Below are 25,034 nucleotides of genomic sequence, written 5' to 3' on the forward strand. Positions count from 1 at the left end.
GTCAGTCTCCCCGATTACATCCGGAACACGCCGAAGCGTGTTGGTTTGGCCGGGCGGTTAAGGGTGGCGGACAGGCTGAGGGCAACCACTTCCCGGGTCTGGGCCGGGTCGATCACGCCGTCGTCCCACAGCCGCGCGCTGGCGTAGTAGGGGTGGCCCTGATGTTCGTAGGAGTCGACGATGGGCTTCTTGAACTCGGCCTCTTCATCGGCACTCCACTCCTGGCCTTTGCGCTCCATGCCTTCGCGCTTGACGGTGGCGAGCACGCCAGCGGCCTGTTCGCCGCCCATCACGGAGATGCGGGCGTTGGGCCACATCCACAGGAAGTCGGGGCTGTAGGCGCGGCCGCACATGCCGTAGTTGCCGGCGCCAAAGCTGCCGCCGATCAATACGGTGATCTTGGGCACCTCGGCGCAGGCCACGGCCATGACCATCTTGGCGCCGTGTTTGGCGATGCCTTCGGATTCGTGCTTCTGGCCCACCATGAAGCCGGTGATGTTCTGCAGGAACAGCAACGGGATGTTGCGCTGGCAGCACAGCTCAATAAAGTGCGCGCCTTTCTGGGCGGATTCGCTGAACAGGATGCCGTTGTTGGCGATGATGCCCACCGGGTAGCCGTGGATATGGGCAAAACCGGTCACCAGGGTCTGGCCGTAGTAGCGTTTGAATTCGTCAAATTCGGAGCCGTCGACGATGCGTGCAATGACGTCGCGCACGTCGAACTGTTTACGCAGGTCGGTGCCGACAATGCCGTAGATTTCTTCGGCGTTGTACAGCGGTGCCTTGGGTTTGCGAATCTCCACGTCAGCCGGTTTGCGGCGGTTGAGGTTGGAGATGCAGCGCCGGGCGATTTCCAGGGCGTGGGCGTCGTTCTCGGCGTAATGATCGGCCACACCGGAGACTTTGCAGTGCACGTCGGCGCCACCCAGGTCTTCGGCGCTGACGACTTCACCGGTGGCGGCTTTTACCAGCGGCGGGCCGGCCAGGAAGATGGTGCCCTGGTTGCGCACGATGATGGATTCGTCGGCCATGGCGGGTACGTAGGCACCGCCGGCGGTGCACAGGCCCATGACGACGGCGATCTGGGGAATGTCGTCGGCGGACATGCGGGCCTGGTTGTAGAAGATGCGGCCGAAGTGGTCGCGGTCCGGGAAGACGTCGTCCTGCCGGGGCAGGTTGGCGCCGCCGGAGTCGACCAGGTAGATGCAGGGCAGGCGGTTCTGCAGGGCGATTTCCTGGGCGCGCAGGTGTTTCTTGACCGTCAACGGGTAGTAGCTGCCGCCTTTCACGGTGGCGTCGTTGGCGATGATCATGCATTCGGTGCCGGAAACGCGGCCGACGCCGGCGACGACGCCTGCGGCGGGGACTTCTTCGTCGTAGACGTTGTAGGCGGCGAATTGGCCTACCTCAAGAAAAGGAGAGCCGTCGTCCAAGAGGCGGTTGATGCGCTCGCGGGGGAGCAGTTTGCCGCGGGCGATGTGGCGTTCCTGGTAGGAAGGGCCGCCGCCTTGCTGGATGGTGGTCACTTTGTCCCGCAGGTCGGCCACGGCCTTGGCCATGGATTCCTGGTTGGCCTGGAATTCTTCGGACCTTGGGTTAACTTTGCTTTGGAGTACCGTCATAGCATTTTAGTCCGTGTGTCTGAGTCCGTGCGTCGGGTCTGGTGGCATGGCGATCCGGGACACGCCGTGAATACGTCCCTGTAGGCTCGTAAAAAACATCCCTGTTTTTTACGGTCCCGGAGCGCCATGCCACCAGACCCTCGTCGTTCTTGGGTGCTGGCCTTGCGATGCCACTGCCTTTAATTGTTCAGGTACAGCTCACGCCCGATCAGCATCCGGCGGATTTCGGACGTGCCAGCGCCGATTTCATAGAGCTTGGCGTCCCGCAGCAAACGGCCTGTCGGGTACTCGTTGATGTAGCCGTTGCCGCCCAGAAGCTGGATGGCGTCGAGGGCCAGTTTGGTGGCCATTTCGGCGGAGTAGAGGATGGCGCCGGCGGCGTCTTTGCGGGTGGTGTTGCCGCGGTCGGCGGACATGGCGACCATGTAGACGTAGGACTTGGCGGTGTTCATCCAGGTGTACATGTCAGCCACTTTGCCCTGGACCAGTTCGAATTCACCGATGGCCTGGCCGAACTGTTTGCGCTCGCGGATGTAGGGTACGACCGCGTCCATGGCGGCTTGCATGATGCCCAGCGGGCCGCCGGAGAGGACGAGGCGTTCGTAGTCGAGGCCGCTCATCAGGACTTTGGCGCCGTTGCCTTCGCCGCCCATGACGTTTTCCTTGGGCACTTTGGCGTCTTCGAACACCAGCTCACAGGTGTTGGAGCCGCGCATGCCGAGTTTGTCGAGCTTCTGGGCCTGGCTGAATCCCGGGGTGTCGCGTTCCACAATAAAGGCGGTGATGCCACGGGGGCCAGCGGATGGGTCGGTTTTGGCGTAGATCACGTAGACGTTGGCGTCGGGGCCGTTGGTGATCCACATCTTGTTGCCGTTCAGCACGAAGTGGTCGCCTTCGTCCCGGGCAGAGAGTTTCATGGAGATAACATCGGAGCCGGCGTTAGGCTCGGACATGGCCAGCGCACCTACGTGTTCGCCGCTAACCAGCTTGGGCAAATATTTCTTCTTCTGTTCTTCGGTCCCGTTGCGATGAATCTGGTTCACGCACAGGTTGGAGTGGGCACCGTAGGACAGGCCAACAGAGGCGGAAGCCCGGCTGATTTCTTCCATAGCGATAACGTGCGCCAGGTAACCCATGTCAGAACCACCGTATTCCTCTGAAACGGTAATGCCCAGCAGGCCCATGTCGCCCATTTTGCGCCAGAGGTCCATGGGAAACTCGTTCTTGCGGTCGATTTCTTCGGCGCGGGGCGCAATTTCGGAGGCTGCGAAGCCGTTGATCTGCTCGCGCAGCATGTCCAGGGTCTCGCCGAGGCCGAAGTTGAACTCTGAGTATTGTGATTTCATGGTTGGCTACCTTTTGATCTTCCTGTTATTTCTGCTCGGTGGACTCAGGCTCTTTGGTGGTGGCCTTTGTCTGTTTACGCTTTCGCTTTTGCAGGTCAGCAAGCGCCTCGCGGCATCGTGCTTCTGCGGTGTCCATTTCCATTTCTGCCTGGGCAATGTCGTTTTTCTGTTGCTCCAGTTGCGCCCGTTTGCGGGCCAGGGTGTCCAGCATCAACAGGAGCTGTTTTTCGTTGCCGCCGGGGATTGCTGCGTCCCACCGGTCAAAAAGGTCTTTGATCTCCGAAAGCGAGAAGCCCATCCGTTTGTTGCGCAAAATGAGCTTCAACCGGGCTCTGCACTTATCATCGAAAATACGAATGTTTCCTCGCCGATACGGAATGAGTAATCCCTGATCCTCATAGAAGCGGACACTTCTGGTGGTAATATCAAATTCATTGGCTAATTCGCCGATGCTACAAATATGCTGCTGTGACATTGGCTGATCCTTATGGGGGACTGGCAAACGTTCAGTTTTCATTCCCATAATCTTTCACCCGAAAGCTCGATCACTAGGACAGTCCATCAGCAGGAAAGCACAGCTCTTTCAATGGGTGCCTTTCCTGCTGATGTTGTCGGGGTTTGGCTTACTTTATCTTTGAGTAAATTTTGGCGTGAGGGCCATCAACCTGGGTAGACCATGCTTTGGATGCTTGGTCAAACTCGAACTCTGCATAATCCACAGAAATGTTTTGCTCAACGGCAATTTTTAACAAGCGTTCCCAAATTCTCCGTCTATCATCCGGTGCCCGTTGCCCAGTTCCGACAACCGACAGTGACCGGAACAACAAAAGCCCCATATCGAGATTGATCTGGCGGCCGGCACCGGTGCCAATGGTCATGATGCGTGCTCCCCAGCGCGTGGCCTTCAGAGCGTTGAGCATCGGTTGTCCGCAGACGAGATCAAGCACCACATCAATTCCGTCGCCGCCTGCTTCTTTAAGCGCTTCCACATCACTTTCGTCGCCTTTAAGGCGCACAGTATCGTCAGCGATGCCACGCTCTTTCAGGCGATCAAGGGACTCTTCATGTCGTGCGGCCGCAATGACTTTTCCGGCGCCCAGATACTTTGCAAGTTGCAGGGCAATTTGCCCCAGAGTTCCCGTGGCACCGAGAATCAGAACTGTTTCACCGGGTTGGATGTTCGCTTCTTCAAGCGGAATAAGGGCACCTGTGGCAGCAATACCCATAGTAATCGCCGTACGGTCGTCGATATGATCTGGAACTTCCCATACTTCTTCTTTAGGGACGAGAGTCCGCTCTGCCCAGGCGCCAAAGGGAGGCACTGAGCGTTCACCGAAATAAACCCTCTTTCCATCAGAGGTTTTGCCGACACCTTCACCTCGAATAACGCAGGGGTACTCTACACCCATCCGGTAGGCGCCCAGTACGTCCCAACCGCCCAAGCCTGCAGTATCCACATCGATTAGAACGGCGCCTTCCTGTGCGTCTGGCACTGGGAAATCCTCGATAACCGGAATGGCGCCGCGTTCTTTAATGACTGCTGCTTTCATTTTGGTCTCCTTTTTGTCTTTTTTATGACAAATTTCTGGTAGTTACTGCACGCTCGCCTAAGGCCGTTCTAGCGCCATTGCGACGCCTTGTCCTCCCCCAATACAGAGAGTTGCCAAGCCTTTTTTCGAGTCGCGGCGAACCATTTCATGGAGCAAGGTGACGAGAATGCGGCAGCCCGAAGCGCCGATCGGATGGCCAAGGGCGATTGCTCCGCCGTTTACGTTCACTTTGTCGGTGTCCCATGCAAGTTCTTTTCCGACGGAGAGGCATTGAGCGGCAAATGCTTCGTTCGCTTCAATGAGGTCTAAGTCCTCGATCGACCAGTTCGCCTTGGCGAGACATTTTTTACTGGCGGGTACCGGGCCAATGCCCATGATCGCTGGATCCACTGCCGCACTGCCATAGCTCTTGATTTGCGCCAAAACCGGTAACCCCAGTTCACGGGCCTTTTCGGCGGACATCAAAAGTACGGCAGCGGCGCCATCGTTCAACGTTGAAGCATTTCCGGCGGTTACGCTGCCATCTTTCGCAAACACTGGCCGCAGTTTCGAAAGGCTGCCTTCAGAGGTATCGCCGCGAGGTTGTTCGTCGGTATCGAACAGGAGCGGGGCGGACTTGCGCTGTGGGACTTCAACGGGCGTGATTTCTTTTTTGAAACGACCAGAAGAAACAGCTTCGCTCGCTTTCACATGGGAGAGCCTGGCAAACGAATCTTGTTCCTCCCGCTTTAATTGATACTTTTCAGCGAGGTTTTCCGCAGTAACACCCATGTGGTAATGGTTAAAGGCATCCATCAAGCCATCTGTCAGCATGCTGTCTTCAAACTGGGAGTGCCCCATGCGCAATCCCGTCCGCGCTTTTGGCAGGATATACGGGGATAAGCTCATGCTCTCCATTCCGCCCGCAATGACGACATCAGCTTCGTCGCAGCGAATTGCCTGCGCAGCGAGGTTCACGGTTTCAAGGCCGGACCCACAAAGTTTGTTCAGCGTCATCGCCGGTGTGTTTAGGGGAAGTCCCGCGCTGATAGCGGATTGACGCGCCGGGTTTTGGCCGCAGCCTGCGGTAAGAACCTGCCCCATAATGACGTTGTCCACTTGTGCAGGGTCAAGGTTTGTAGATTTCAGTAGCGCACGTATGACAGTGGCCCCGAGTTCAGAGGCGGGCACGCTTGAAAGGGAACCTTGAAAACTTCCGATGGCAGTGCGGGTGGCCGCCACAATCACTACGTCTTGCATAGTTTCTCTCCAAATAAAAAGGCGTGACTACCATGGGGGGTAGCCACGCAAATGCCCCGGTAGGAGCATCTCTGCCCAAGGGGTTGGGGCAAATTCAGATAGTTCGCTCGCCAAGCCAGGTCCAATTGGGGCAGAAAATCAGTATTGATCTAATGATGACCAATCAATTCTCGTAATTCTACATACAGACTTTAGTTTTGTACATAGAATGAATGGGCTGTGGGTTCGATGGAAATAACGTCTGGGAGTTGCATGCTTGATGCTTGGTCGGAATTAAACGGCAGGGCGTATATGGCAGGGGCGGTGTTTCGCCCCTGTTTTAACGTAAATTCTTCGGGTAATGAGAGGGACTCGGTCAGCTAGTTTCTATGTTTTTTCGCGTTTAGCCTGAATGGACTTGGCAAAGTCGCTCTTGAGGGTGGGGAAGTAAGCAATCTGTCCGCCCATGCCGCCCGCAATGTCAATAGACGCGCCGCTGATAAAGCTTGCATAGTCGCTGGACAGAAAAAGCGCCATGCCAGCCACATCTTCTGGTTTACCATAGCGTCCCAAAGGAACGACTTTCAAAACCATCTCGTCGAACTCCTCCCGGGTAACGCCGGGACCCATCTCCTGGAAGTGGCGCTCCCATTGTCCTGTGTCGATCCATCCCATGTTTAAGGAATTAACGAGTATGTTGTCCTTGGGCAGAGACATGCCTAAAGACTTCGACAGAGCGACGCAGGAAGCGCGGTTAATGACCGAGGGTATGCCGGCAGGTGTGGGAATCGTGCCAGCCAGAGCGTTGATTTCGATGATACGTCCCCAGCGCTGCGCTCTCATGTGTGGGACGACTGCCTGAACAAATCGAAAGTGACCCATCTGTAGAACATTGGCTTGTTCAAGAATGTCTTCAGGGCTAAGGGTATCGAGGGAGCCTCCCTTTCCCTGGCCAGCGTTGTTGACCAGAACGTCGACACCACCCCATGCTTCGGCAACTTCGTTGACAAAAGCCTTTACGGCTCTCGTATCTGTGACATCGACGGATCGGGCAATGATGTTGGCAGAGGGTGCTTCCATAGTTGCACCAGCTTCTTTGATGGCTGTTTCGTTGCGCGCGCATATGGCGACGCGGGCTCCGTTTTCCGCAAACGCCGAAGCGATGGCGTAGCCGATGCCTCGTGATGCACCGGTAACGATTACCCGCTTTTCTCTTAGGTCGATGTTCATAGTGTCAGCCTCGTAATTGTGGTTTGGGTAGAGTCTGTCCTTGGACAGGCCTGTCTTGGCTCCAGTTTTGGTTTAAGGCTTGTTAGCCCTCCCTAAGTGGTATTACTCAGGAAGTAAAGCATAAATTGGACATAGAATTCTAATATGTTTAATTTATTGGGTGAGTCCGGAGATTTTCATTGTAAGGCCATGAAATAAAAGAGTATTGTCAAATCTTTCGCAAATCGTTTGATTTTTAATAAATCTCAATAGAGAATAAAGATCTGAATTGGGAATTTGCGGAAAGTTCAGCTAGGATGGCGGAGAGGGTAGAGGGATTCTCTATCCGAGATTTTTGGGTCGGCTGACAGGTCACCTGTCTGAGACAAAGACCGCCAAGCAGCCGTAAGCTCTGAAAATAAGAACAAGGGAAAAAATATGAACAGTATAAAAAAACATGATCAGATTAACCTGGGTCCCCGCAGTGCAGTAGTTGTGGCCGTTATGGTTGCTGCCAGTAGTGTGTCAGCTGTCGAGATAGATGTTGGCAACCCGGACATTAGGATGCGCTGGGATAATACGGTGCGTTACAACCTTGGTGTTCGCGTTGAGGACCAAGACAGCGCCATCATGAACAACCCGAACTACGACGAATCTGACGGTAAATTTGAACAAGGCGATGTTGTCACCAATCGTTTAGACTGGTTGACGGAAGTCGATGTGTCTTATAAATGGCATTTCGGCGCCCGGGTCAGTGCCGCGGGTTGGTACGACGATGCATATAAAGATCGGACTGTTGAGTCGAATCTGCCTGGCTATTCAACGAGCTACTACGGAGATCGTTACAGCTCTGAAGTGTCTCGTTATGTTAACGGGCCGTCTGGAGAAGTTCTGGACGCGTTTGTATGGGCAAACTTTGATGTCGTCGGTACACCCGTCAACTTAAAGGTTGGCCAGCATACCCAGTACTGGGGTGAAGGTCTGTTGTTTGGTGCCCACGCGGTTTCCTATTCACAGGCACCGTTGGATGCTGTAAAGGCCGTGACCAGCCCTGGCATAGAAACAAAAGAAGTTTTTCTGCCTGTGGGGCAGGTGACAGCGCAAGCTCAGCTAACAGACAGCCTTACGGTCGCAGCTCAATATTACTATGAGTGGGAGCACACCCGTTTTCCCTATGGTGGTACCTACTTTGGCGCGGCTGACCCTTTCTTCGAAGGGCCGGATCGCTTGCCGGCAGCGCCTGGTTTTAACCTGGATCACGCAGAATCCAAGTTCGGGCGTGATGATGCCAACTGGGGTGTAATGGCGATGTACACATTCCAGAGTACCGGGTCACGGGTCGGTGCGTTTTACCGCGAATTTGACGATTATCAGGCCTGGCTGTCGCCTCAAGTGGACCTGGCTGCCCGCGAATATCGGCTGGTCTATCCGCGTGACGTCAAGCTCTTTGGCTTGAGCTGGGGTGGCACTGTCGGTACACACTCTGTTGGTGCTGAAATTTCCTATCGTAAAGATGGAGCCCTGAACGCCACGGGCGTTAGCAGTGTTGATGATGAAGGACCGCGTGGCGACACCATCCATGCTGTTATCAATACCGTTTACGGCGTGCCCAGAAACTGGCTCGCAGACAACTCTGTGCTGGTAGCAGAGCTGGCCTATAGCCACCTCGACAAGGTGACTGCTCACGAGGAACTGTTCAAGGGTGAGGGGTATAACTGTACGGACCTTCGAACCGGCGGCGAAGGTGATGAAAGCGATGGCTGTTCAACCCGGAATTACTATGCGGTCGCCGTTAATTTCACGCCTGAGTACCTGGCAGTACTTCCATCGTGGGATTTGAAAGTTCCGCTTACGCTTAATTATGGTTTGAGTGGCAACGCTGCGTCTGCAGGTGGTGGCTCGGAAGGCTCCCTGTCCTGGTCGGTGGGTGCTGAAATGACCTACCAGCAAAGCCATCAATTCACCCTTCGCTATGCCGATACGGCGGCGCAAGAGAAGAATACCCAGAACGTATTCGGTGACGAGATGGTAAACGGCAATGGTGCTGTCGGTGGAACAGATCGTGGATGGCTGTCGTTCACTTATAAAACCTCCTTTTAACAAGCACAAAAACGGAGATTCTTCATGAAAATCAAAAAGCTTGCTTACACTCTTGCTATTGGTATATCGATGTTGGGTTTTGCATCGACTTTACCTGCCGCCGTTTCTGGTGAAGCCGCCGAGAAGCTTGGTGACACGTTGACTCCTTTTGGGGCCATTAAAGCCGGGAATGACGAAGGAACCATTCCGTCATACGAGGGTGGGTTGAGAACCGCTCCAGAGGGATTTGAACCGGACAATGGCTATTGGATCAATCCATTCAAGGGTGAAGAGCCGCGCCTTAGAATCGACGCAAGCAATTATCAAGAGCATGAGGCTAAACTCAGTGCCGGTCAGATTAAGTTGCTGACTACATACCCGGATACCTATTACATTGACGTTTATCCAACCCATCGAACTGCGGCCTATCCGCAAGACGTGCTTGATGCCACTGTTCGTAATGCGACAACTTGTGAAACTCTCAAGAACGGTTTAGCGCTGGATGCCTCCTGTCGTGGCGGGCTCCCATTCCCGATTCCTCAAACGGGTAATGAGCTGATGTGGAATCAGCAAGTTCGCTACAACGATGGCAAATATGGAACTACAACATCCGCTTCTAATAGTTGGATTGTTGATTCAAACGGGAGCGTAACCAAGGCTTCTGAACAGCGGACTTTCGTAGAGCGCCCCTTCTATCAGACAGATGTCGAGGGTCGCGATCCCCAAATGTTTTACCGAGTGTACTCGGTTACACAAGAGCCTGCGCGCCGTGCTGGTGAGCTAACTGGTTTTATGGACTTTCTTGATCCTACCGAAAGCCCCCGCCGGGCATGGAGTTATACTCCTGGTCAGCGTCGGATCAAGAGAGCTCCGGAATTTGCTTATGATACCCCGGTTGCAAGTATGGGCGGTCTAGAGCTGTTCGATGAATTGTTCATGTTCTCGGGCATGCAAGACCGGTTCGATTTCAAGCTTGTCGGCCGAAAAGAAATGTACATTCCCTATAACACGTACGAGTTCTACTTCGATTGCGAGCAGGACAACCAGTTCATGAAGCATCACGTGAACCCTGAGTGCGAGCGCTGGGAGTTGCATCGAGTCTGGGTGGTTGAAGCGACCCTTAAAGATCAATACCGCCACGTCTACAGTAAGCGTACGTATTACCTCGATGAGGATACGTTTGGAGCTGGTATGTATGACGCTTGGGACCAAAGCGGTCAGCTTTATCGTTCAATGATGTTGGGTGGCGTGCAATTTTACGATCATGACATTCCTTACATCGTTAAGCATGCTATTTATGACTTCAACAAGGGCATGTACGGCATTATCAATGATGCACTCAACGGCGGTTATCGCGTGCTCGAAGAGCCTCGGTCAGAGCGAGAGCTGAGTCCGCAAGTTATCGTGAACAGAGAGAGTGCTCGTTAAAACTGGCCTGCAGGTATTCCCAGGGATGGGATGCTTGCTCGACAAAGTGTCGCCCTTCTCCAGGAAGTTCAGAAAAACAAAGTACTAATCTGAATTACCAAGGACAAAAAACAATGAAAACTCGCCGATTCCATTTGCCAACAAGCTTTGCCAGATCCGCACTTCGCAACTGCGGTGTCGCGTGGCTTATCTGCTTGGTGCTAGTTAATCCTCAGCAGCTTTTCGCTGCGTCAACTTCAGGTACGGCTAATGCGAATGCATCGGGTGATTTATTCGAAGAAGCTCCGAACCAATACTATCCCTCTACCCAGCCAGTTATCGGGCTTGCGACGGCAGGAAGTGATTTAATCGGGGTGGGTTTACGCGGGCTGATAATCAGGTCGGAAGATAACGGTAAGACCTGGCAGCAGATCTCAAGCCCTGTCGCCACTGACCTGGTTGATGTCCAGTTCAGTAATTCCAAGAACGGTTGGGCAGTTGGTCACGATTCCGTTTTATTGCAAACGGAAGACGGTGGCAATTCTTGGTCAGTAAATCTGGACGGAAAAAAACTAAAGACTCTGCTAGAAAATCACTATTCATCTGCGCCCTCGCTCGACGACTTTGAACGCGAGAATATGCTGTCTGAGATTGACTTCGCTACGGGTACTTCGGCAAATCCAGAAGTAATCCCAACTCCGTTTCTGAATGTCCATATTGACGAAAACGGCGAGGGTTTTGTTCTGGGGGCCTTCGGAATGTTGCTTTATACCGATGACAATGGTGAGAGCTGGGTGCCATGGATCGAGCGCACAGACAACGAGCGCAGGATGCACCTCTACGGTATCGCATCAGCTGATGATGGTTCGATGTACATCAGTGGAGAGCAAGGTCTATTGATGAAATTGGATCGGGAGCTGAAAAGGTTTGCAGAGGTCAACATTCCTTACCCAGGAACCCTCTTTGGCGTCAGTATTCATGGTGACGTTATCTTGGCCTACGGGCTTCGCGGGAACCTCTTTGCGAGCAAGGACCACGCCGGCAGTTGGAATCATATTGAAAATGGTCAGAAAGGCGGCCTCATCGACGCCATTCGTTTGGACGAGAATTACTCGTTAATTGTGAGTCAGCGGGGAGAGATGACTAGGCTCAATCACGAAACGCTGAAGGTCGATCCAGTGGATGCCGTATTCAACGGGGCCATTAATTCAATGGTGTTGGTCAGTTCAAAAAATACCCTTGTTGCCGCGCTGTTCAACGGTACGACAACTTTGAATTCAAAACAGTTTCAGTAACTAAAGCGTTTGATGGGGGCATTAACTTAGGCGTCGGATCAGTTCTAGTATCCGTAGGGCCTTCAGCTAGCGCCGACTGTCTGATCTTTTCAGGCCGCCCCAACTCCGCTCCTTGGAGAGAATAATGGTAAATCAGAAAGCACACACTGGTATGCCTGTCGTACCCAATCTTGAGGATTTTGACAAGCGCTCTGGAGGAGCTTTCGAACGCCTGATATTCAGCCATCGAAAATTGGTTCTCTTCAGTTGTTTGTTTATGACCCTTGTAATGGGATTCTTTGCGGCGAAACTGGATGTCAATGCCAGTTTTGAAAGAATGATTCCCGTTAATAATCCCTACATTCAAAACTATCTCCAGTATAAGAGTGAACTGCCAGGTCTTGGTAATACCATTCGGGTTGTCGTTAGCAATAAGCAGGGCGATATTTACGACCCCGAGTATTTGAAAACCCTAGAGGAAGTAAACGACACGCTGTATCTGATTCCTGGTATTGATCGGTCATGGATGCGTTCCCTTTGGATGCCCATAGTTCGCTGGCGTGAGGTTACGGAAAACGGAATTACTGGTGGCGCGGTTATGCCATCGGATTACGACGGTACAGAATCATCCATTCAATCGCTTAAAAGGAATGTCGATCGTGCTGGTTTGAGAGGGAGCCTGGTAGCGAGCGATGAGTCCTCCAGCATGATTGTCGCACCGCTGTTGGACAGAAACCCCAACTCTGGAGAACCTCTGGATTACGGGGAGTTTTCTCAAGAACTTGAGGATAAAATCCGATCTTTTGAAAGTGAGAAAATTGGCATTCACATTGTAGGCTTTAGCAAGCTGGTGGGAGACCTGATAGACGGGCTGCAAGCCGTAATGCTGTTTTTTGCTGTGTCTGTAGTGATAGCGGCATTGTTCGTTTACCTGTATACCCGATGCCTGCGTAGTACTATTTTGTTAGTTAGTATCGCCGTGATTGGTGTCGTCTGGCTTTTGGGATTAATGCAGCTCTTGGGCTATGCACTTGACCCCTACTCCATCCTTGTTCCATTCCTGATATTCGCTATCGGGTTGTCCCACGGCACTCAGAAGATGAATGGCGTGCTCCAGGATATTGGACGCGGTACGCATAAGTACGTCGCTGCACGGTATACCTTTCGCCGACTCTTTTTGACAGGGCTTACTGCCTTGCTCACCAATATCGTCGGGTTTGCAGTTCTGGCGATCATCGACATTCCGGTAATTCGTGATTTGGCGATCACTACCAGTATTGGGGTTTTTCTGCTGATTTTCACGAAGCTCATTCTGATACCAGTATCTCTATCCTATATCGGTGTCAGTAAAAAAGCGGCAAGAATTGCTATTGAAAAGGAGCAATCCGATTCGCAGAGCAGCACTTGGCTGGGTCGTGTATGGGCAGGCCTGGACAAGTTCACTGATCGCAAGTTCGCAATTGGCGCTATTTTCGCGTCGGTACTGATTACCGCCATCAGCTCGGTCATTATGATGGACTTGAAAATTGGTGATCTTGATCCAGGTGCGCCTGAGTTGCGCCCTGACTCCAGATATAACCTAGACAATGCCTACATCAATGAAAATTATGGGTTATCCAGCGATCAGTTTGCGGTGATCATGAAAACTGATCCCGACGGCTGCCGGTTTTATGAGCCTCTAAAAGCCATGGATAAATTGGCCTGGCAGCTTCGGCAAACCTCCGGAGTGCAAGCGACTGATTCGCTCGCAGAACGCGTTCGCTTGATGACCTCGGGGATGGCCGAGGGTAGCACCAAGTGGTTTACGATCAGTCGCGATCAAGCAATAACAAATGCAGCAGTTGATGCAGCCATGATTTCCTCCCCGGGAGTGACAAATCAGGATTGTTCGGTTACACCACTGATCGCCTATCTGACAGATCACAAAGCAGACACCTTGACCCGTGTTCTGAATGAAGTCCAAGACTTTGCCGCGGAAAATAACACCAAGCAAGAGGCTGAGCGACCAGTAGAGTTCTTGCTGGCAGCAGGGAATGCCGGCATAGAAGCGGCTACCAACATTGAAGTTCGGAAGGGCATTGTCATCATGTATTTTGCAGTTTACGGAGCTACAGCGCTGCTCTGTTTACTGACCTTCCGCAGCTTTGGCCGTGCAATACGGGCAACAGTAGTGGCCATGGTCCCACTCATCATGACGACGATTATCTGTAAGGCTCTGATGGTAGGTCTCGGTATTGGGCTAAAGGTCGCCACTTTACCAGTGATTGCCGTTGGCGTTGGGGTTGGGGTGGACTACGCGCTTTACCTTTTGGGTGTACAGGTGGCGGTGCAAGCAAGAGGCGAATCGCTGACAGTGGCCTATCGAAGATCTTTGGACTTCACCGGCCGAGTGGTGGCTCTGATCGGGCTGACCATGGCTGCGGGCGTCGTAACATGGGCTTGGTCTCCAATCAAATTCCAGGCGGATATGGGAATCCTGCTGACCTTTATGTTCCTGTGGAACATGATTGGGGCTTTGATCCTCATTCCTGCCCTGTCTCACTTCTTGCTCAATGATACAGAAAAGTTAAAACCTGAAAGTAGCTCTGCAGAAACGCCTGCTTTGCCCAGAGGGGAAGGCAGTGACTCTCAAGCTGCTCAGCAAGCCAATACTATGTCCTCAAGAATGGCTGCTGAATGATCTTATGTTGTGGCGGGGAGTCTTATTCCAATGGAACGCTTCCCATATATACGGAGAAATGAAATGTTTGATCTATTAATGAGCGCCGACATGATGGTTCCGGATCCTGATGGTATGACGGAGCTGTTAGTAAGCAAATTGGGAATTCATAAACACGAACGTTGGCGCCAGGCATTCGACGACCATCCTTATATCGCTCACTTCTTGCGGGTTCATAAGTCACTGGCGGTTTCACCAACCCGAGTTGAGCCGCAGTGGCACCTGGATCGCCCAAACCCCGGCGACCCTATGTTTCATGAGTTCCTGGAAAGCCTGAAAACCTTCCAGGGCCGCCATCGCCCGATGCTGACGCATTCTATTGTATTGTCTCTGAAAGGAGACAAGTTCGACGAACTCGTCAGCAAGCTGATGCGCCGTGGACTGCCTTTCAGAATGGCTCAGCGTACCCCCGACATGCCATTCGACCGGCTGTGGCTGGGTGCCACCCCCGAAAAACCACACTACGACCCTATCGTGGACGGCGGACTGTGTATCGAAATCATGCCGATGGAACCGTTACAGATGCCGCCGGAAACCTTCGACGTTCCCCCGCAAGAACCCAGGGACCCGAAACCCGGTGATATGGTCCGGGTTTCAGCCCGTGGCTATCTGGTTCGGGATCTGGATGAAACGCTGCGTCGCCTGTCTGCCAATCTTGACTGGGAACCTTCCGCGCCCGTGGAGACGATCAGCGGCGAAGGCTATCGTCGTGCGCGTATGGGCTTCAACCTTCCCAACAGCGCCACGCTTGACGTGATTGAGGCAACACGTTGGAACAGCGATGCGGGTGTGTATCTCAATAGCTGGGGACCCGGACCGTATTACATTCGGATAGCGGTAACCGACCTGGCGGCAAAGGCAGAAGATCTTAGTGCGCGTGGAACCAAGTTCACCTGGATTGAGTCCTGTGACGCGGTAGGTGGTAAGGCGTTGATCCGAGTTGATCCCGCTGAACTTCGAGGCCAGCTGTTCGAGTTTGAGGAGTGCTGACATGAGCGTGAAGGAGAAGATCAACGAAGCCATCAACGACGCCGTCAGTATTTGCCGGGACGGTAATGTCGGCTGGGTGATTCTCAATCGACCGAAACAGATCAACGCCATCAACGATGATGTCCGTACTGGGGTGCCCCAAGCTCTCAGACAATTTGAACTGGATACTGATATCCGCGTGATTGTCATTAGGGGAGAAGGCGAGCGTGGCTTATGTGCCGGAGCTGATATCAAGGAACGTCGCGGTCCGGAGAACTCCCTTCAGGTGAGAAAGCGGATGGAATGTACCCGGTGGATTGAAGCCATCGATTCCACGACCAAGCCGGTTATTGTGGCGATCCATGGGTACTGCATGGGTGGGGGAATGGAGCTGGCTCTGGCTTGCGATATTCGTTTTGCCTCACCGGACGCCGTGATGGCTTTGCCTGAGACTGGGCTTGGGTTGATTCCCGGGGGCGGCGGAACCCAGCGCCTATGCCGTGTTGTTGCGCCTGGCCAAGCACTGGATATGCTTTTGAGCGGTGATCGCCTTGATGCGCCCAAGGCAAAGCGTATTGGCCTCGTGACCCGCGTTTCTGAATCCGCAGAGAGTCTTCTTAGTGAAGTGGCTGATCTGGCGCAAAAAATTGCTGTGAAACCACCATTGGCGACCGCGTATGTCAAAAAAGCCGCGCGAGCGTCGCTGGAGTTGGAGTTGAAGCGCGGTCTTGATCTGGAGTTGGATTTATTCGCGCTGCTGGCACCTACCAATGATGCCAGAGAGGCTGCGTTGGCATTCAGTGAACGTCGAGAGCCTAACTTTGTGGGCGAGTAGTCAGCGCTAGTCAAGGGAAAAATAAAATAGAGAGTATGGTATGACCACACAAAAGCTTGCAGATCGAGTAGCGATAGTAACCGGCGCAGGTGGCGGGCTAGGCGCGGAATGTGCCCGTGTGCTTGCCTCTCACGGAGCCAGGTTGGCCGTCGTCGATATTAATGAGGAGGCCGCCCTTAGTGTTGCTGAAGCGCTCAAGCGTGCAGGGCATGAGGCTATCGCGATCCAGACGGACGTTTCTTCCGAAAGCGACGTCAAGGCGATGATTGAACGCGTAGAGGAGTCTTTCGGTCAAATTGACATTCTACACAACAACGCTGCGGTGCTCAGCGTTGAGCAACGCAAGCTTGATCGGGATATCTGCAATCTGGATATGGCGGCCTGGGACCGCGCAATTGCAGTTAATCTTCGGGGGGCGGTTCTCTGCTCGAAGTACGCAATCCCCGTCATGCTGAAGCGTGGTAGGGGGTCTGTGATTTTCGCAACGTCAGGATTGGGCGCTCAGGGCGACCTCTCTCTCACGGGGTATGCGTCTTCAAAAGCGGCTCTCAACATGTTGCCCAAGCTCGTCGCCGCACAGTATGGAAAATTGGGAATTCGGGGTAATGCGGTACAAATCGGACTTGCACCCTCTGAAAACGCTCATAGCTCAATGCCCACGGAATTGCTGGATATCCTGCGAGACAACCACCTGACGCCTGAGTTGGGTACACCTCGACAAATTGCGGATGTTGTTGCGTTTCTCGCCAGTGACGAATCGTCTTTTGTCACCGGAACAACGGTGGTCGCTGACGGAGGGTTTGGAAGCCACACGCCCTCACTGGTGGCAATGCGTGAGTTTTTTGCCAAATCCGGGGGCGGAAGTATGTGAGGCGGGCGATGGTCAGGATCAGTCCTGACCAGCCTGGGAATGATTTTGTGAGATGCTGGCCAGGATGAAATTGGCTGAATGTTCACGCCAGATAAGCATGCCTTCATCAGAACGAGTATCAAATCCAATCAGAGCTGACATCGAGTAATGGTTGGTGAATGCGCCTGACATCAAGAGTGACGAAGTCGCAAGAAATAATCGGGCATCGATATCAGGCCTGAAAGTTCCGTTTGAAATGCCTCGCTCCAGAACCGACGAGAACTTGTTTGCGAGAGCCGGAGAACGATGAATGAAATTGTTGGGGCGACTGTCTTGTGATTCGTGATATCGAATCCCTTCAAGTGCCAGGGTTCCTAACAAGGGATCATTCATATACTGATCGAAGCAGCAGTAAAGTAACTTACGGAGCCCTTCATCTGGTTCAAGGTTGTCTGTGTCCAACTCAATGAGTTCTTCCATGATTTGGGTTGATACGTCTTCCAATACAGTCGAGAAAAGAGAAGCCTTGGATCCATAGTAGTGATAGACCAGTTGTTTGGTAACACCCGCTTCGCGTGCAATATCTTCAATGCGTGCGCCGTCCAAGCCTTTTAGCGCGAAATTTTCCCTTGCTGAGGTCAAGAGGCGATCCAGGGTATCTCTTTTATTGGGAAGTGTTTTCGATGTCTCGTTCGTCATAGCGTTTTTTACTTTTCGTTAAAATTTACGCGCTGCAGTACGAATTCAGAATAAACCATTTAGATGCAGAGAGTAATGTAGCGAATGCCTAAAAGCGGTGTGACCATTCTATGAAACTAGGAGGCTGGCTTGGAAACGGGAATTGCGGGACGTAGAGCCATTGTCTGTGCGTCATCACGTGGTCTGGGGCGGGCATGTGCTGAAGCGTTGGCTCAAGAGGGCTGTGAAGTTTTTATCAATGGCCGCTCTGAAAAAACCTTGGCTGAGGCCGCACGGCAGATTTTCGAATTAACGGGCAATCAGCCAATCTCCGTTGTCGCCGACCTGAATACGGAGTCCGGACGCGAGGCCCTGCTCAAGGCCTGTCCAATGCCTGATATCCTCATTACCAATAATGGTGGGCCGGAGCCCGGTTCGATTAAAGACTGGGACATGGAGCGTTGGCAGCAGGCCGTCAATGCAAACATGTTGTCTGCAATCATGATGATCCAGTCCGTTGTAACCGGGATGCAGGAGCGTTCCTTCGGCAGGATCGTCAACATTACATCCGCAATGGTGAAAACGCCACGGCTGCCGCTCGGGCTTTCGACGGCTGCCAGAGCCGGGTTAACGTCCTTCTCAAAAGCGCTCTCGGTGGAAGTGGCTCGCCATAACGTAACGATCAACAACGTGCTCCCGGAGAGAATTGCAACAGATCGGCTGACTTACATGACGGAACAGTACGCGATGTCGAAAAGTATCGATATGGCACAAGCCCGTGAGGCAATGGTCCGGCCCATTCCCGCCAGGCGTTTTGGAACCCCTGAGGAGTTTGCTGCAGCCTGTACATTCCTCTGCTCGAGTCAGGCCGGCTATATTACTGGGCAAAATCTTCAAATCGATGGTGGTGCCTACTCGGGGCTAATCTAGTGTTGAATCACTGTCGGCCTCGAGATCTCCAGTCCTCTGGTGGCGTTTCAGAGGGATCGAAATCCAGTTCGACATCGACGTGGTTTGGGTCCTTGAAAAAGACTTGCCAGGTTCGTTCGTTGCCCGGTGCCCGGATAATACGATAGCGCACATCGTACTGGTCCAGCTTGTCCAGCGTGGAGGAAAATCCCTGTGCGGAGAAGGCCATATGATCGAGAACACCACGCCGTGGGTTGGGCATAGTATCTACAGAAATGACGTGCAGAATGGCCTTTCCATTTACGTAGAGCCACAACCCATCGACAGGGAACGGTGGGCGCGGCCCTTCTTGCAATCCTATGAGATCTACATAGAAGCGTCGGGTGGTCTCAAGCTGGTTCGTTACGATGGTGAAGTGGTCCATGCCGAGAATCATAAAGCGTCCAGATATAGTTTATTTAGATTATTGCCTGATGCTAAAGAGCATTCACTTTCAGTACCAAAAACCATAATAACTGAAGGAGGAGTCCATGCATTCCATTCGCTACCTGGAACACGATCCCAACAGCGCCAGACAGTTTTCTACCGAAGCCAGGATATCCAGTGATTGCTTTGATATCCGCATAGAAAATGCCCAATGGTCTCGGTCGGGTATGGCAACGATTGAAGCTGAGCAAAATTGTTTGCTACGACTTATTCTCTCTTCTGCAGATCGGACTCTGAGTTTTTCCAACAACACCGGAAGATTTCTTGATCGGGGTGGGGACTTCAAGCCACTGGGACCTGCTCTTTTTATTCCTAGCGATACCACCTTCCAGTTCAGTCATGGGATGACAGACCACAAGGCACTGATCTGTCTGTTTAACCCTGATGCGCTGAGCCCCATGATGACGGGTATGCCGTGGAACTGGAACGGCTGTGTGAATGACAACATGCTCAACCTCGACACTCCCTACCTGATGTCTGTTCTCCAGCGGCTTGCACGGGAATGCATGTCCCCCGGTTTTGCCAGCGAACTCCAGATTGAATGTCTTCTGACGGCAATGGCACTGGATCTCCAAAATGAATACGGTGGTCAGAAAGTCTATGAAGCAAATTCTCCCGACAAACTGAGCACAGCGACGGTCAAATATATACGCGACATGTTTGAGGCAGGGCCTGAGGTCGATTGGTCGCTTGCTGCCCTGGCCGCAGCCTGTAATATTCCGGCCAGAAAACTGTCCCAGCAATTTAAGAACACAACCGGCCGTACGTTGCGGCAATACGCCGCGCAGACCCGTATACGTCAGGCAAAATCGCTATTGTTGAATCCGAACGTTCTTATAAAGCAGGTTGCCTATCAAACTGGATTTCAGAACCCAGCCTCGTTCACGGCTGCTTTTCGCAAGGAGGTGGGTGTTACCCCCGAGATGTTCCGTAGCAGTGTTTGAATGTATTCAATGCGAGGGATCAGCTCATTGCGGCGGAGTACTCCCGATGGAAAACCGGGTATCGGCCGAGCGATAACAGCATTAAAGGTCCGATTACGAAACAGAACGTGCTGAACGCCAGGAGACCGGAATAGTCCTTTGTCGCATCGTAGAGTGCGCCGAATAATAGAGGGGCAGCGGCGGCGCCTGCGGTAACCAACCCCAGCTGAACGCCGAAGAGCCGCCCGTAATCCCTCATCCCAAAGTAGCGCGCAATCAGGAAGGCTGAGATGTCGAACTCGGCACCGGCGCCCAGCCCGGCCAATATGGTCGCAATAATATAGAGTGTTGTGCTGTCATGGCTCATCGCAAAAATGAGACAGGCGAAGGCTGGCATCGCCAGAGCGATGGCAGCGACCCCAGGCGCCCATAGGCGATCAATGAGGTATCCCACGATGAGGCGCCCACCAATCAGTGAAAGTCCGAAAGTACTGAAGATTTGCCCGGCTTCGACAGCAGACAGTCCGTTGTCCTGAAGCATGGGGACGATGTTTGTGACCAGGCCCACAACGCAGGCAACGATCATTGTCATCGAGATATTGCATACCCAGAAACGCCATGACCTTAGGGCCTGACTGAGCGTCAGTCCCTCCTCAGGTAACGGTTCACGGGCTTTATCTTTCTTCGGGCTATCTGCCTGGGCGTCAGTCTTCAGCCAAATAAGTGTCAGCGGAAGTCCTATAGTAACCGGGAGAATAGCCAGGGCAAGAAACCCTGCCTGCCAGCCCCATACAGAAACACTCCAGGTGACTAGTATGGGCAGTAAAGCCGCGGCCAGGCCTGAGCCGCTGAGAATAATGGCCAATGCAAGCCCTCGGTTCTCGATAAACCAGAGATTGACAAGGTGCGTCCAAGTGATCTGAAGGGTGCCCAGCCCCGCTAAAGGAACCAGGAAATAGCCGATATAGAGGCACCAGATCGAATCCTGAATTTGCGTCAGAAGTGCCAGGCTGGCGGAAAGGGCAACCAGCGATAGGACAGTCACGGTGCGTAAACCATATTTCAGGTTAAGCCAGCCCGCCAGCTGCGCCGCAATAATGGTCCCCAACGAGAGAGCTGTGACAGCAGCCTGTAATTCGCTTCGGCCCCAGCCCATACTCTTTTCCAGCGGAATGGTCAGCGCGCTGAAACTGTACAGTAATAGTGAGCTTGAACTTGTGGCAACGCCAACGACCGCGAGTAAAAGGACCTGCCAGCCGAGCCTGAATTCTCTGTTATTGAAACTCTTCATATCCAATGCTCTAAATAATGTGGTGGGTGGAAAGCGCTTTCAGTCGTCGCCAATAAAGCGTGCAGCTTCCTCGCTTTTTGCCTGTACGTGAGCCCTGCGCTGGGAGCCCGGACTGTTGTTATCTCCGACCACGTCGTCCGGGTGTACCAATGTTGGCCCCTTGGCTAGGTTCTGAAGGGCGGTGTCGGCAATATCATTGGCCTGGGGAAGCGCCATGGTTCTGGCTTCGGGGATCCCAAGGCGCGCCATGGTGTCGCGGATTGTTGGCGTGTCGACAGTGCTAATGAGCACATTCAATACATCGACGTTATGTGTTTTCCACTCCGCCCAGAGGGACTCCCCCAAATTGAGACAGAATGCCTTGGTGGCCGAGTACATGCCGAGTTTCCGTACGCCACCCAGAGCCGCATGAGAGCCGACAAGAATCAGACCTCCCTGTCGGCGTTCCACCATCTTGCTGCCGAACGCATGCGATAATTCCATCACAGTCTGGGTGTTCATCCTGAGCAAACGATTCCAGTTGTCGATGCTGGTACTGAGAAACTGGCTGATGAAGGGGTCACCGCCGGCGTTGTAGATCATCAGGCCGACCTGTCGCCGTTCAACTGCGTCGACCAGTCGTTCTGCCGCATCAACGGTAGATAGGTCCTGGCACAGAACCAGAACCTCTACGCTGTATTGGCTCTGCAGCTCAGATTTCAGTGACCCGAGAGCGGCTTGACGGCGAGCCACGAGAATGCAGTTGAGCCCGCGCGATGCGGCCTGATGCGCAAAGGCTGCGCCGACGCCGTGAGAGGCTCCGGCGATCAATGCCCAGGGTCCATAATTGCGAAAAAAGTCAGTACCCGAAGCGGCATCAGCGTGATTGAGTCTCATATTGTCATGTCTCCAGGAACGAATTCGGGCCTTATATTTCAGGCAGGTCGATATGGCTTGCTGAGGCTCCAATAGCCGTCTTCCCAAATACCTGTACCTGCCGTTCAATCTGAGACGCAAACAGTTGGAACAGAGCGTGGTCCTCCTCTGGCCCCGCTTGCTTTACAAAGGTTTCAAGGGCCTCGTCCAGTGCTTCGGGCGTCTCGAATTTTTGCCCCAGCAGGTGCTCTGTTTCTTTCTGGTCCTGTGCTTGCAGGTGTAGTGTCATCGCGTCGGCTTTGCCCAGATACTCAACAATTTTGCGGACCGCATTGAGTTTCGTTTTCTGGAAGGTTTCCGTTGTTTCTACCTGTTCGACAGCATCGGCAAGCATACTGATAAGTGGTGCATTCGGGCCTTGTGTGTGAATGTCGATGGAAGGGCGTGGAATGGGAATACCCATGGACTCCGACAGTGCATGGACCACGACCCGGCGCAGGGCGATATCGAATTCAACGTAGGTATCGTGGGGGTCGCCAGGCTTGGGTGTGGCGACGGTTGATGAAAACTGCATCGCACTGACGGTGGAAAACAGAACGGTGTGGAACCGGATGACGTCTGGCTCAAGTGGCTCGCCACTGACTTCCTGGTAGTAGCGATAGAGCTCGCTGAACTTGCAACCCAGAGGTTCATAGTTCTCCCGCATACGGGCGGACGCAAGGTCTGCGAGAGGGTCGCCTATCATGGCAAACTCAAAATCGTACAGGGCGTTGAGTTTGCCGTCCTTGAACAGATATTGCCCGGAGTCATACTGAACCAGGCTCGCCTTGGTGCGGTGTTGTGGAACGTTGCGCCTGAGCCATTTCAAGGCAAACTCAAGCAGTGGTTGGGGCCGTGTCTTGTTACGCTCGTAAAGAGGGTAGTACGCATCGAGCCCAGCCAATGCAATGTCCTCCGGACTGGTGGGCAGGTGAATACCTTTCTCCACAAAAGGCCCCACCGGTAATTTGTGCATGGCTGCCATGGCCTCCACATACTGTCTGGCGAGCTCAAGCCTTTGGGTATCGTCATTTGCAGTGGAAACGTCCCGGGTTCCAGGAACAGCTTCCATGACGATGGCCTGCGGGTCTTCGCAGAACCCATATATATGGGGTACAGGTATGCCGTGCTTACCAAGAACCTCAAGGATGTCGGCTTCGCGGCGGAGCTCGGGAAAAGGGTTAACATCGCCGCCACGTTCGCCTCGGATGTGCAGTTTGAGCAGCTCCTCTCCTGATTGAAGATCAAGGTTCCAGGCGGGACGCCAACGAGGTAGGCGTTCAATATGGGTGACTTGCCCGCCAAGCGTTAGCTCAACAAATTGACAGATTTTCTGTTCCGTTTGGGTTCTGGTCTGATTGACAGCCATATTCATTGGTATCTCCGGCCCAGTGCGTTTGGGCGTATCAGTATGTAAATCCATGGAAATGAAACGCGTTGACTAAAGGCTGGGACCACCGACCTGGTCCATAGGCACTCCTTTTTTCCGTGCCAGGTCGGCGGTGTCGAGATACTCCCGCCAGGCGGTGATGAGCCCCTCCTCGTTGAGTTCATACACTGCTACCATCGAATGGGGCATCGGCACACCGCTGGATACGGCGTAATCCTCTCTCTCTGTCATCACTATGTGGTCTGAAGAGACCATGTGTCGGATAACGCAGTGGTTATGTGTGACATAGCTCATTTGTCGCTGTATTTCGCTTCTTAATGCTGCACGGCCTTTGATCGTTGGCCCTCCCGGCACCCATAGTTGCCAGACGGCGTCTTCTGCCATCATGGCCAGGATCTTTTCGACATCGGGGCGGGATGATGCGGTCCCATCTCCCCACGCATCGCAGAAGCTGCGGATTAGTTGTTCCTGTCGCTGGCCCATATTCGCCTCCAGAAATTATTTGAATGCCGTTTTGGATTTAGAGATAGGTTCTGACAACCGGAACCATGGGAGTGGCGCAGCTCATGCCGCCATCGACACGCATGAGGGCGCCATTGACATAGCACGACTCATCGGACGCGAGATAAACGGCCATCTGTGCAATATCCTCGGGCTGCCCCAATCGCGGTGAATTCTGGAGCTCCAGAAAGGCCTCCTTCATCTTTTCGTTGGCCCAGCCTTCCATAGCTGGCGTACGAATCACCCCTGGCAAAATGCCGTTACACCGAATACCGCGCTTGCCAAAGGTGGCGGCAAGAGTCTGCACATACCAGTTGAGCGCTGCCTTGGAAGCGCCATAGCTGAACTGGGCGACTTCACCTGCAATTGAGCTTGTTGACGAGGTAAAGAGAATGGAGCCGCTGGATCGTTCCAGCATATGCGGCAAGGCATGTTTGCATGCGAGCACACCACCCAAGACGTTAACCCGCATGTTGTCGTGGAACAGGTCCTCGTTGAAGTTCAGAAAATCGACATCCCGAATCGTATCCGGGTTTTTGTTAACGGCGTTGTTGAAGAGGATGTCGATACCCGAATAAGTTTCAACGGTGGTGTCGATCATCCGCTTTATATCTTCTTCTTTGCCAGCGTCGGCCTTCAGGGCCAGAGCCGTTCCCCCCGCTCCCTGAATATCTCCTGCGACGGTTTCAGCTGCGTCGAGGTAGAGGTCGCTGACGGTTACCTTGGCTCCCTCTTGCGCAAAGGCCAGGGCACTTGCTCGACCAATGCCACTGCCGGCACCGGTAATAACGGCCACTTTTCCGTTTAGACGATTCATTCTGATACGCCCTTCTTTATATGGATGAGGTTGACGATGTAAGAGTCGCCGGTTTGCTTCCGGACAT

General features: G+C 53.2%; 22 protein-coding genes. 9 read left to right on the forward strand and 13 right to left on the reverse strand.

Features of this window, described 5'->3' with window-relative positions; genetic code table 11:
• Positions 1-14 precede the first annotated feature (14 nt).
• The 6 genes from FCS96_RS09680 to FCS96_RS09705 form a co-directional block, all read right to left on the reverse strand.
• A complete protein-coding gene (locus FCS96_RS09680) occupies positions 15-1,622 on the reverse strand; it encodes a carboxyl transferase domain-containing protein (protein ID WP_138440142.1) in 1,608 nt (535 codons plus the stop codon).
• A gap of 179 nt (positions 1,623-1,801) precedes the next feature.
• The gene (locus FCS96_RS09685; RefSeq protein ID WP_138440143.1) at positions 1,802-2,968 is read right to left on the reverse strand and encodes an isovaleryl-CoA dehydrogenase; all 1,167 of its coding nucleotides are present in this window, start codon (positions 2,966-2,968) and stop codon (positions 1,802-1,804) included.
• Positions 2,969-2,993: 25 nt separating this feature from the next.
• Positions 2,994-3,443, reverse strand: coding sequence for a MerR family transcriptional regulator (locus FCS96_RS09690; protein ID WP_138440415.1), 450 nt, complete (start codon positions 3,441-3,443; stop codon positions 2,994-2,996).
• A gap of 148 nt (positions 3,444-3,591) precedes the next feature.
• Positions 3,592-4,518 (reverse strand): quinone oxidoreductase family protein, encoded by a 927-nt coding sequence (locus FCS96_RS09695; RefSeq protein ID WP_138440144.1) that lies wholly within the window; start codon positions 4,516-4,518, stop codon positions 3,592-3,594.
• 57 nt (positions 4,519-4,575) lie between these two features.
• Complete coding sequence (locus FCS96_RS09700) at positions 4,576-5,757, reverse strand: acetyl-CoA C-acetyltransferase (RefSeq protein WP_138440145.1); 1,182 nt, start codon at positions 5,755-5,757, stop codon at positions 4,576-4,578.
• A 366-nt stretch (positions 5,758-6,123) separates the two neighbouring features.
• A complete protein-coding gene (locus FCS96_RS09705; protein ID WP_138440146.1) occupies positions 6,124-6,966 on the reverse strand; it encodes an SDR family oxidoreductase in 843 nt (280 codons plus the stop codon).
• A gap of 417 nt (positions 6,967-7,383) precedes the next feature.
• On the opposite strand from FCS96_RS09705, the gene FCS96_RS09710 reads away from it, so the two are divergent.
• From FCS96_RS09710 to FCS96_RS09740, 7 genes are all read left to right on the forward strand, one after another.
• Positions 7,384-9,045 carry a DUF1302 domain-containing protein gene (locus tag FCS96_RS09710; RefSeq protein WP_138440147.1) on the forward strand — a complete coding sequence of 554 codons (1,662 nt, stop codon included), beginning with the start codon at positions 7,384-7,386 and terminating at the stop codon, positions 9,043-9,045.
• Between the two features lie 24 nt (positions 9,046-9,069).
• A complete protein-coding gene (locus FCS96_RS09715; RefSeq protein ID WP_138440148.1) occupies positions 9,070-10,452 on the forward strand; it encodes a DUF1329 domain-containing protein in 1,383 nt (460 codons plus the stop codon).
• 113 nt (positions 10,453-10,565) lie between these two features.
• Complete coding sequence (locus tag FCS96_RS09720; protein ID WP_138440149.1) at positions 10,566-11,726, forward strand: YCF48-related protein; 1,161 nt, start codon at positions 10,566-10,568, stop codon at positions 11,724-11,726.
• Between the two features lie 124 nt (positions 11,727-11,850).
• Positions 11,851-14,385 carry an efflux RND transporter permease subunit gene (locus tag FCS96_RS09725; RefSeq protein ID WP_138440150.1) on the forward strand — a complete coding sequence of 845 codons (2,535 nt, stop codon included), beginning with the start codon at positions 11,851-11,853 and terminating at the stop codon, positions 14,383-14,385.
• Between the two features lie 63 nt (positions 14,386-14,448).
• Positions 14,449-15,414 (forward strand): VOC family protein, encoded by a 966-nt coding sequence (locus FCS96_RS09730; protein ID WP_138440151.1) that lies wholly within the window; start codon positions 14,449-14,451, stop codon positions 15,412-15,414.
• Position 15,415: 1 nt separating this feature from the next.
• Positions 15,416-16,228 carry an enoyl-CoA hydratase/isomerase family protein gene (locus FCS96_RS09735; RefSeq protein ID WP_138440152.1) on the forward strand — a complete coding sequence of 271 codons (813 nt, stop codon included), beginning with the start codon at positions 15,416-15,418 and terminating at the stop codon, positions 16,226-16,228.
• 40 nt (positions 16,229-16,268) lie between these two features.
• Positions 16,269-17,099, forward strand: coding sequence for an SDR family NAD(P)-dependent oxidoreductase (locus tag FCS96_RS09740; protein WP_138440153.1), 831 nt, complete (start codon positions 16,269-16,271; stop codon positions 17,097-17,099).
• Between the two features lie 18 nt (positions 17,100-17,117).
• Here FCS96_RS09740 and FCS96_RS09745 read toward each other — a convergent pair whose 3' ends face one another.
• A complete protein-coding gene (locus tag FCS96_RS09745; protein WP_171040721.1) occupies positions 17,118-17,777 on the reverse strand; it encodes a TetR/AcrR family transcriptional regulator in 660 nt (219 codons plus the stop codon).
• Positions 17,778-17,906: 129 nt separating this feature from the next.
• Here FCS96_RS09745 and FCS96_RS09750 point away from each other — a divergent pair, with 129 nt between their 5' ends.
• Positions 17,907-18,686 (forward strand): SDR family oxidoreductase, encoded by a 780-nt coding sequence (locus tag FCS96_RS09750; RefSeq protein WP_138440154.1) that lies wholly within the window; start codon positions 17,907-17,909, stop codon positions 18,684-18,686.
• A gap of 7 nt (positions 18,687-18,693) precedes the next feature.
• Here the strand turns inward: FCS96_RS09750 and FCS96_RS09755 are convergent, their stop codons facing one another.
• A complete protein-coding gene (locus tag FCS96_RS09755; RefSeq protein ID WP_138440155.1) occupies positions 18,694-19,101 on the reverse strand; it encodes a VOC family protein in 408 nt (135 codons plus the stop codon).
• Positions 19,102-19,195: 94 nt separating this feature from the next.
• Between FCS96_RS09755 and FCS96_RS09760 the strand changes: the two genes are divergently transcribed.
• Positions 19,196-20,095 carry a helix-turn-helix transcriptional regulator gene (locus FCS96_RS09760; protein WP_138440156.1) on the forward strand — a complete coding sequence of 300 codons (900 nt, stop codon included), beginning with the start codon at positions 19,196-19,198 and terminating at the stop codon, positions 20,093-20,095.
• Positions 20,096-20,114: 19 nt separating this feature from the next.
• Here FCS96_RS09760 and FCS96_RS09765 read toward each other — a convergent pair whose 3' ends face one another.
• From FCS96_RS09765 to FCS96_RS09785, 5 genes are all read right to left on the reverse strand, one after another.
• The gene (locus tag FCS96_RS09765; protein ID WP_138440157.1) at positions 20,115-21,365 is read right to left on the reverse strand and encodes an MFS transporter; all 1,251 of its coding nucleotides are present in this window, start codon (positions 21,363-21,365) and stop codon (positions 20,115-20,117) included.
• 39 nt (positions 21,366-21,404) lie between these two features.
• On the reverse strand, positions 21,405-22,241 hold the full coding sequence (locus FCS96_RS09770; RefSeq protein ID WP_138440158.1) for an SDR family NAD(P)-dependent oxidoreductase: 837 nt from the start codon (positions 22,239-22,241) through the stop codon (positions 21,405-21,407).
• 31 nt (positions 22,242-22,272) lie between these two features.
• On the reverse strand, positions 22,273-23,634 hold the full coding sequence (locus FCS96_RS09775; RefSeq protein ID WP_138440159.1) for a phosphotransferase family protein: 1,362 nt from the start codon (positions 23,632-23,634) through the stop codon (positions 22,273-22,275).
• Positions 23,635-23,700: 66 nt separating this feature from the next.
• Positions 23,701-24,132, reverse strand: a complete 432-nt coding sequence (locus tag FCS96_RS09780) for a nuclear transport factor 2 family protein (RefSeq protein ID WP_138440160.1) — start codon at positions 24,130-24,132, stop codon at positions 23,701-23,703.
• A gap of 37 nt (positions 24,133-24,169) precedes the next feature.
• Entirely contained in the window at positions 24,170-24,967 is a 798-nt protein-coding gene (locus tag FCS96_RS09785) for an SDR family NAD(P)-dependent oxidoreductase (RefSeq protein ID WP_138440161.1), read from the reverse strand.
• Positions 24,968-25,034: the final 67 nt, after the last annotated feature.

The sequence above is a fragment of the Marinobacter alexandrii genome, from assembly GCF_005871205.1.
Classification (GTDB): domain Bacteria; phylum Pseudomonadota; class Gammaproteobacteria; order Pseudomonadales; family Oleiphilaceae; genus Marinobacter; species Marinobacter alexandrii.

What these genes read in the sequence shown, in the direction of transcription:
- FCS96_RS09680 (WP_138440142.1), bottom strand. Translation starts at nt 1,622, where the DNA reads ATGACGGTACTCCAAAGCAAAGTTAACCCAAGGTCCGAAGAATTCCAG.
- FCS96_RS09685 (WP_138440143.1), bottom strand. Translation starts at nt 2,968, where the DNA reads ATGAAATCACAATACTCAGAGTTCAACTTCGGCCTCGGCGAGACCCTG.
- FCS96_RS09690 (WP_138440415.1), bottom strand. Translation starts at nt 3,443, where the DNA reads ATGTCACAGCAGCATATTTGTAGCATCGGCGAATTAGCCAATGAATTT.
- FCS96_RS09695 (WP_138440144.1), bottom strand. Translation starts at nt 4,518, where the DNA reads ATGAAAGCAGCAGTCATTAAAGAACGCGGCGCCATTCCGGTTATCGAG.
- FCS96_RS09700 (WP_138440145.1), bottom strand. Translation starts at nt 5,757, where the DNA reads ATGCAAGACGTAGTGATTGTGGCGGCCACCCGCACTGCCATCGGAAGT.
- FCS96_RS09705 (WP_138440146.1), bottom strand. Translation starts at nt 6,966, where the DNA reads ATGAACATCGACCTAAGAGAAAAGCGGGTAATCGTTACCGGTGCATCA.
- FCS96_RS09710 (WP_138440147.1), top strand. Translation starts at nt 7,384, where the DNA reads ATGAACAGTATAAAAAAACATGATCAGATTAACCTGGGTCCCCGCAGT.
- FCS96_RS09715 (WP_138440148.1), top strand. Translation starts at nt 9,070, where the DNA reads ATGAAAATCAAAAAGCTTGCTTACACTCTTGCTATTGGTATATCGATG.
- FCS96_RS09720 (WP_138440149.1), top strand. Translation starts at nt 10,566, where the DNA reads ATGAAAACTCGCCGATTCCATTTGCCAACAAGCTTTGCCAGATCCGCA.
- FCS96_RS09725 (WP_138440150.1), top strand. Translation starts at nt 11,851, where the DNA reads ATGGTAAATCAGAAAGCACACACTGGTATGCCTGTCGTACCCAATCTT.
- FCS96_RS09730 (WP_138440151.1), top strand. Translation starts at nt 14,449, where the DNA reads ATGTTTGATCTATTAATGAGCGCCGACATGATGGTTCCGGATCCTGAT.
- FCS96_RS09735 (WP_138440152.1), top strand. Translation starts at nt 15,416, where the DNA reads ATGAGCGTGAAGGAGAAGATCAACGAAGCCATCAACGACGCCGTCAGT.
- FCS96_RS09740 (WP_138440153.1), top strand. Translation starts at nt 16,269, where the DNA reads ATGACCACACAAAAGCTTGCAGATCGAGTAGCGATAGTAACCGGCGCA.
- FCS96_RS09745 (WP_171040721.1), bottom strand. Translation starts at nt 17,777, where the DNA reads ATGACGAACGAGACATCGAAAACACTTCCCAATAAAAGAGATACCCTG.
- FCS96_RS09755 (WP_138440155.1), bottom strand. Translation starts at nt 19,101, where the DNA reads ATGATTCTCGGCATGGACCACTTCACCATCGTAACGAACCAGCTTGAG.
- FCS96_RS09760 (WP_138440156.1), top strand. Translation starts at nt 19,196, where the DNA reads ATGCATTCCATTCGCTACCTGGAACACGATCCCAACAGCGCCAGACAG.
- FCS96_RS09765 (WP_138440157.1), bottom strand. Translation starts at nt 21,365, where the DNA reads ATGAAGAGTTTCAATAACAGAGAATTCAGGCTCGGCTGGCAGGTCCTT.
- FCS96_RS09770 (WP_138440158.1), bottom strand. Translation starts at nt 22,241, where the DNA reads ATGAGACTCAATCACGCTGATGCCGCTTCGGGTACTGACTTTTTTCGC.
- FCS96_RS09775 (WP_138440159.1), bottom strand. Translation starts at nt 23,634, where the DNA reads ATGAATATGGCTGTCAATCAGACCAGAACCCAAACGGAACAGAAAATC.
- FCS96_RS09780 (WP_138440160.1), bottom strand. Translation starts at nt 24,132, where the DNA reads ATGGGCCAGCGACAGGAACAACTAATCCGCAGCTTCTGCGATGCGTGG.
- FCS96_RS09785 (WP_138440161.1), bottom strand. Translation starts at nt 24,967, where the DNA reads ATGAATCGTCTAAACGGAAAAGTGGCCGTTATTACCGGTGCCGGCAGT.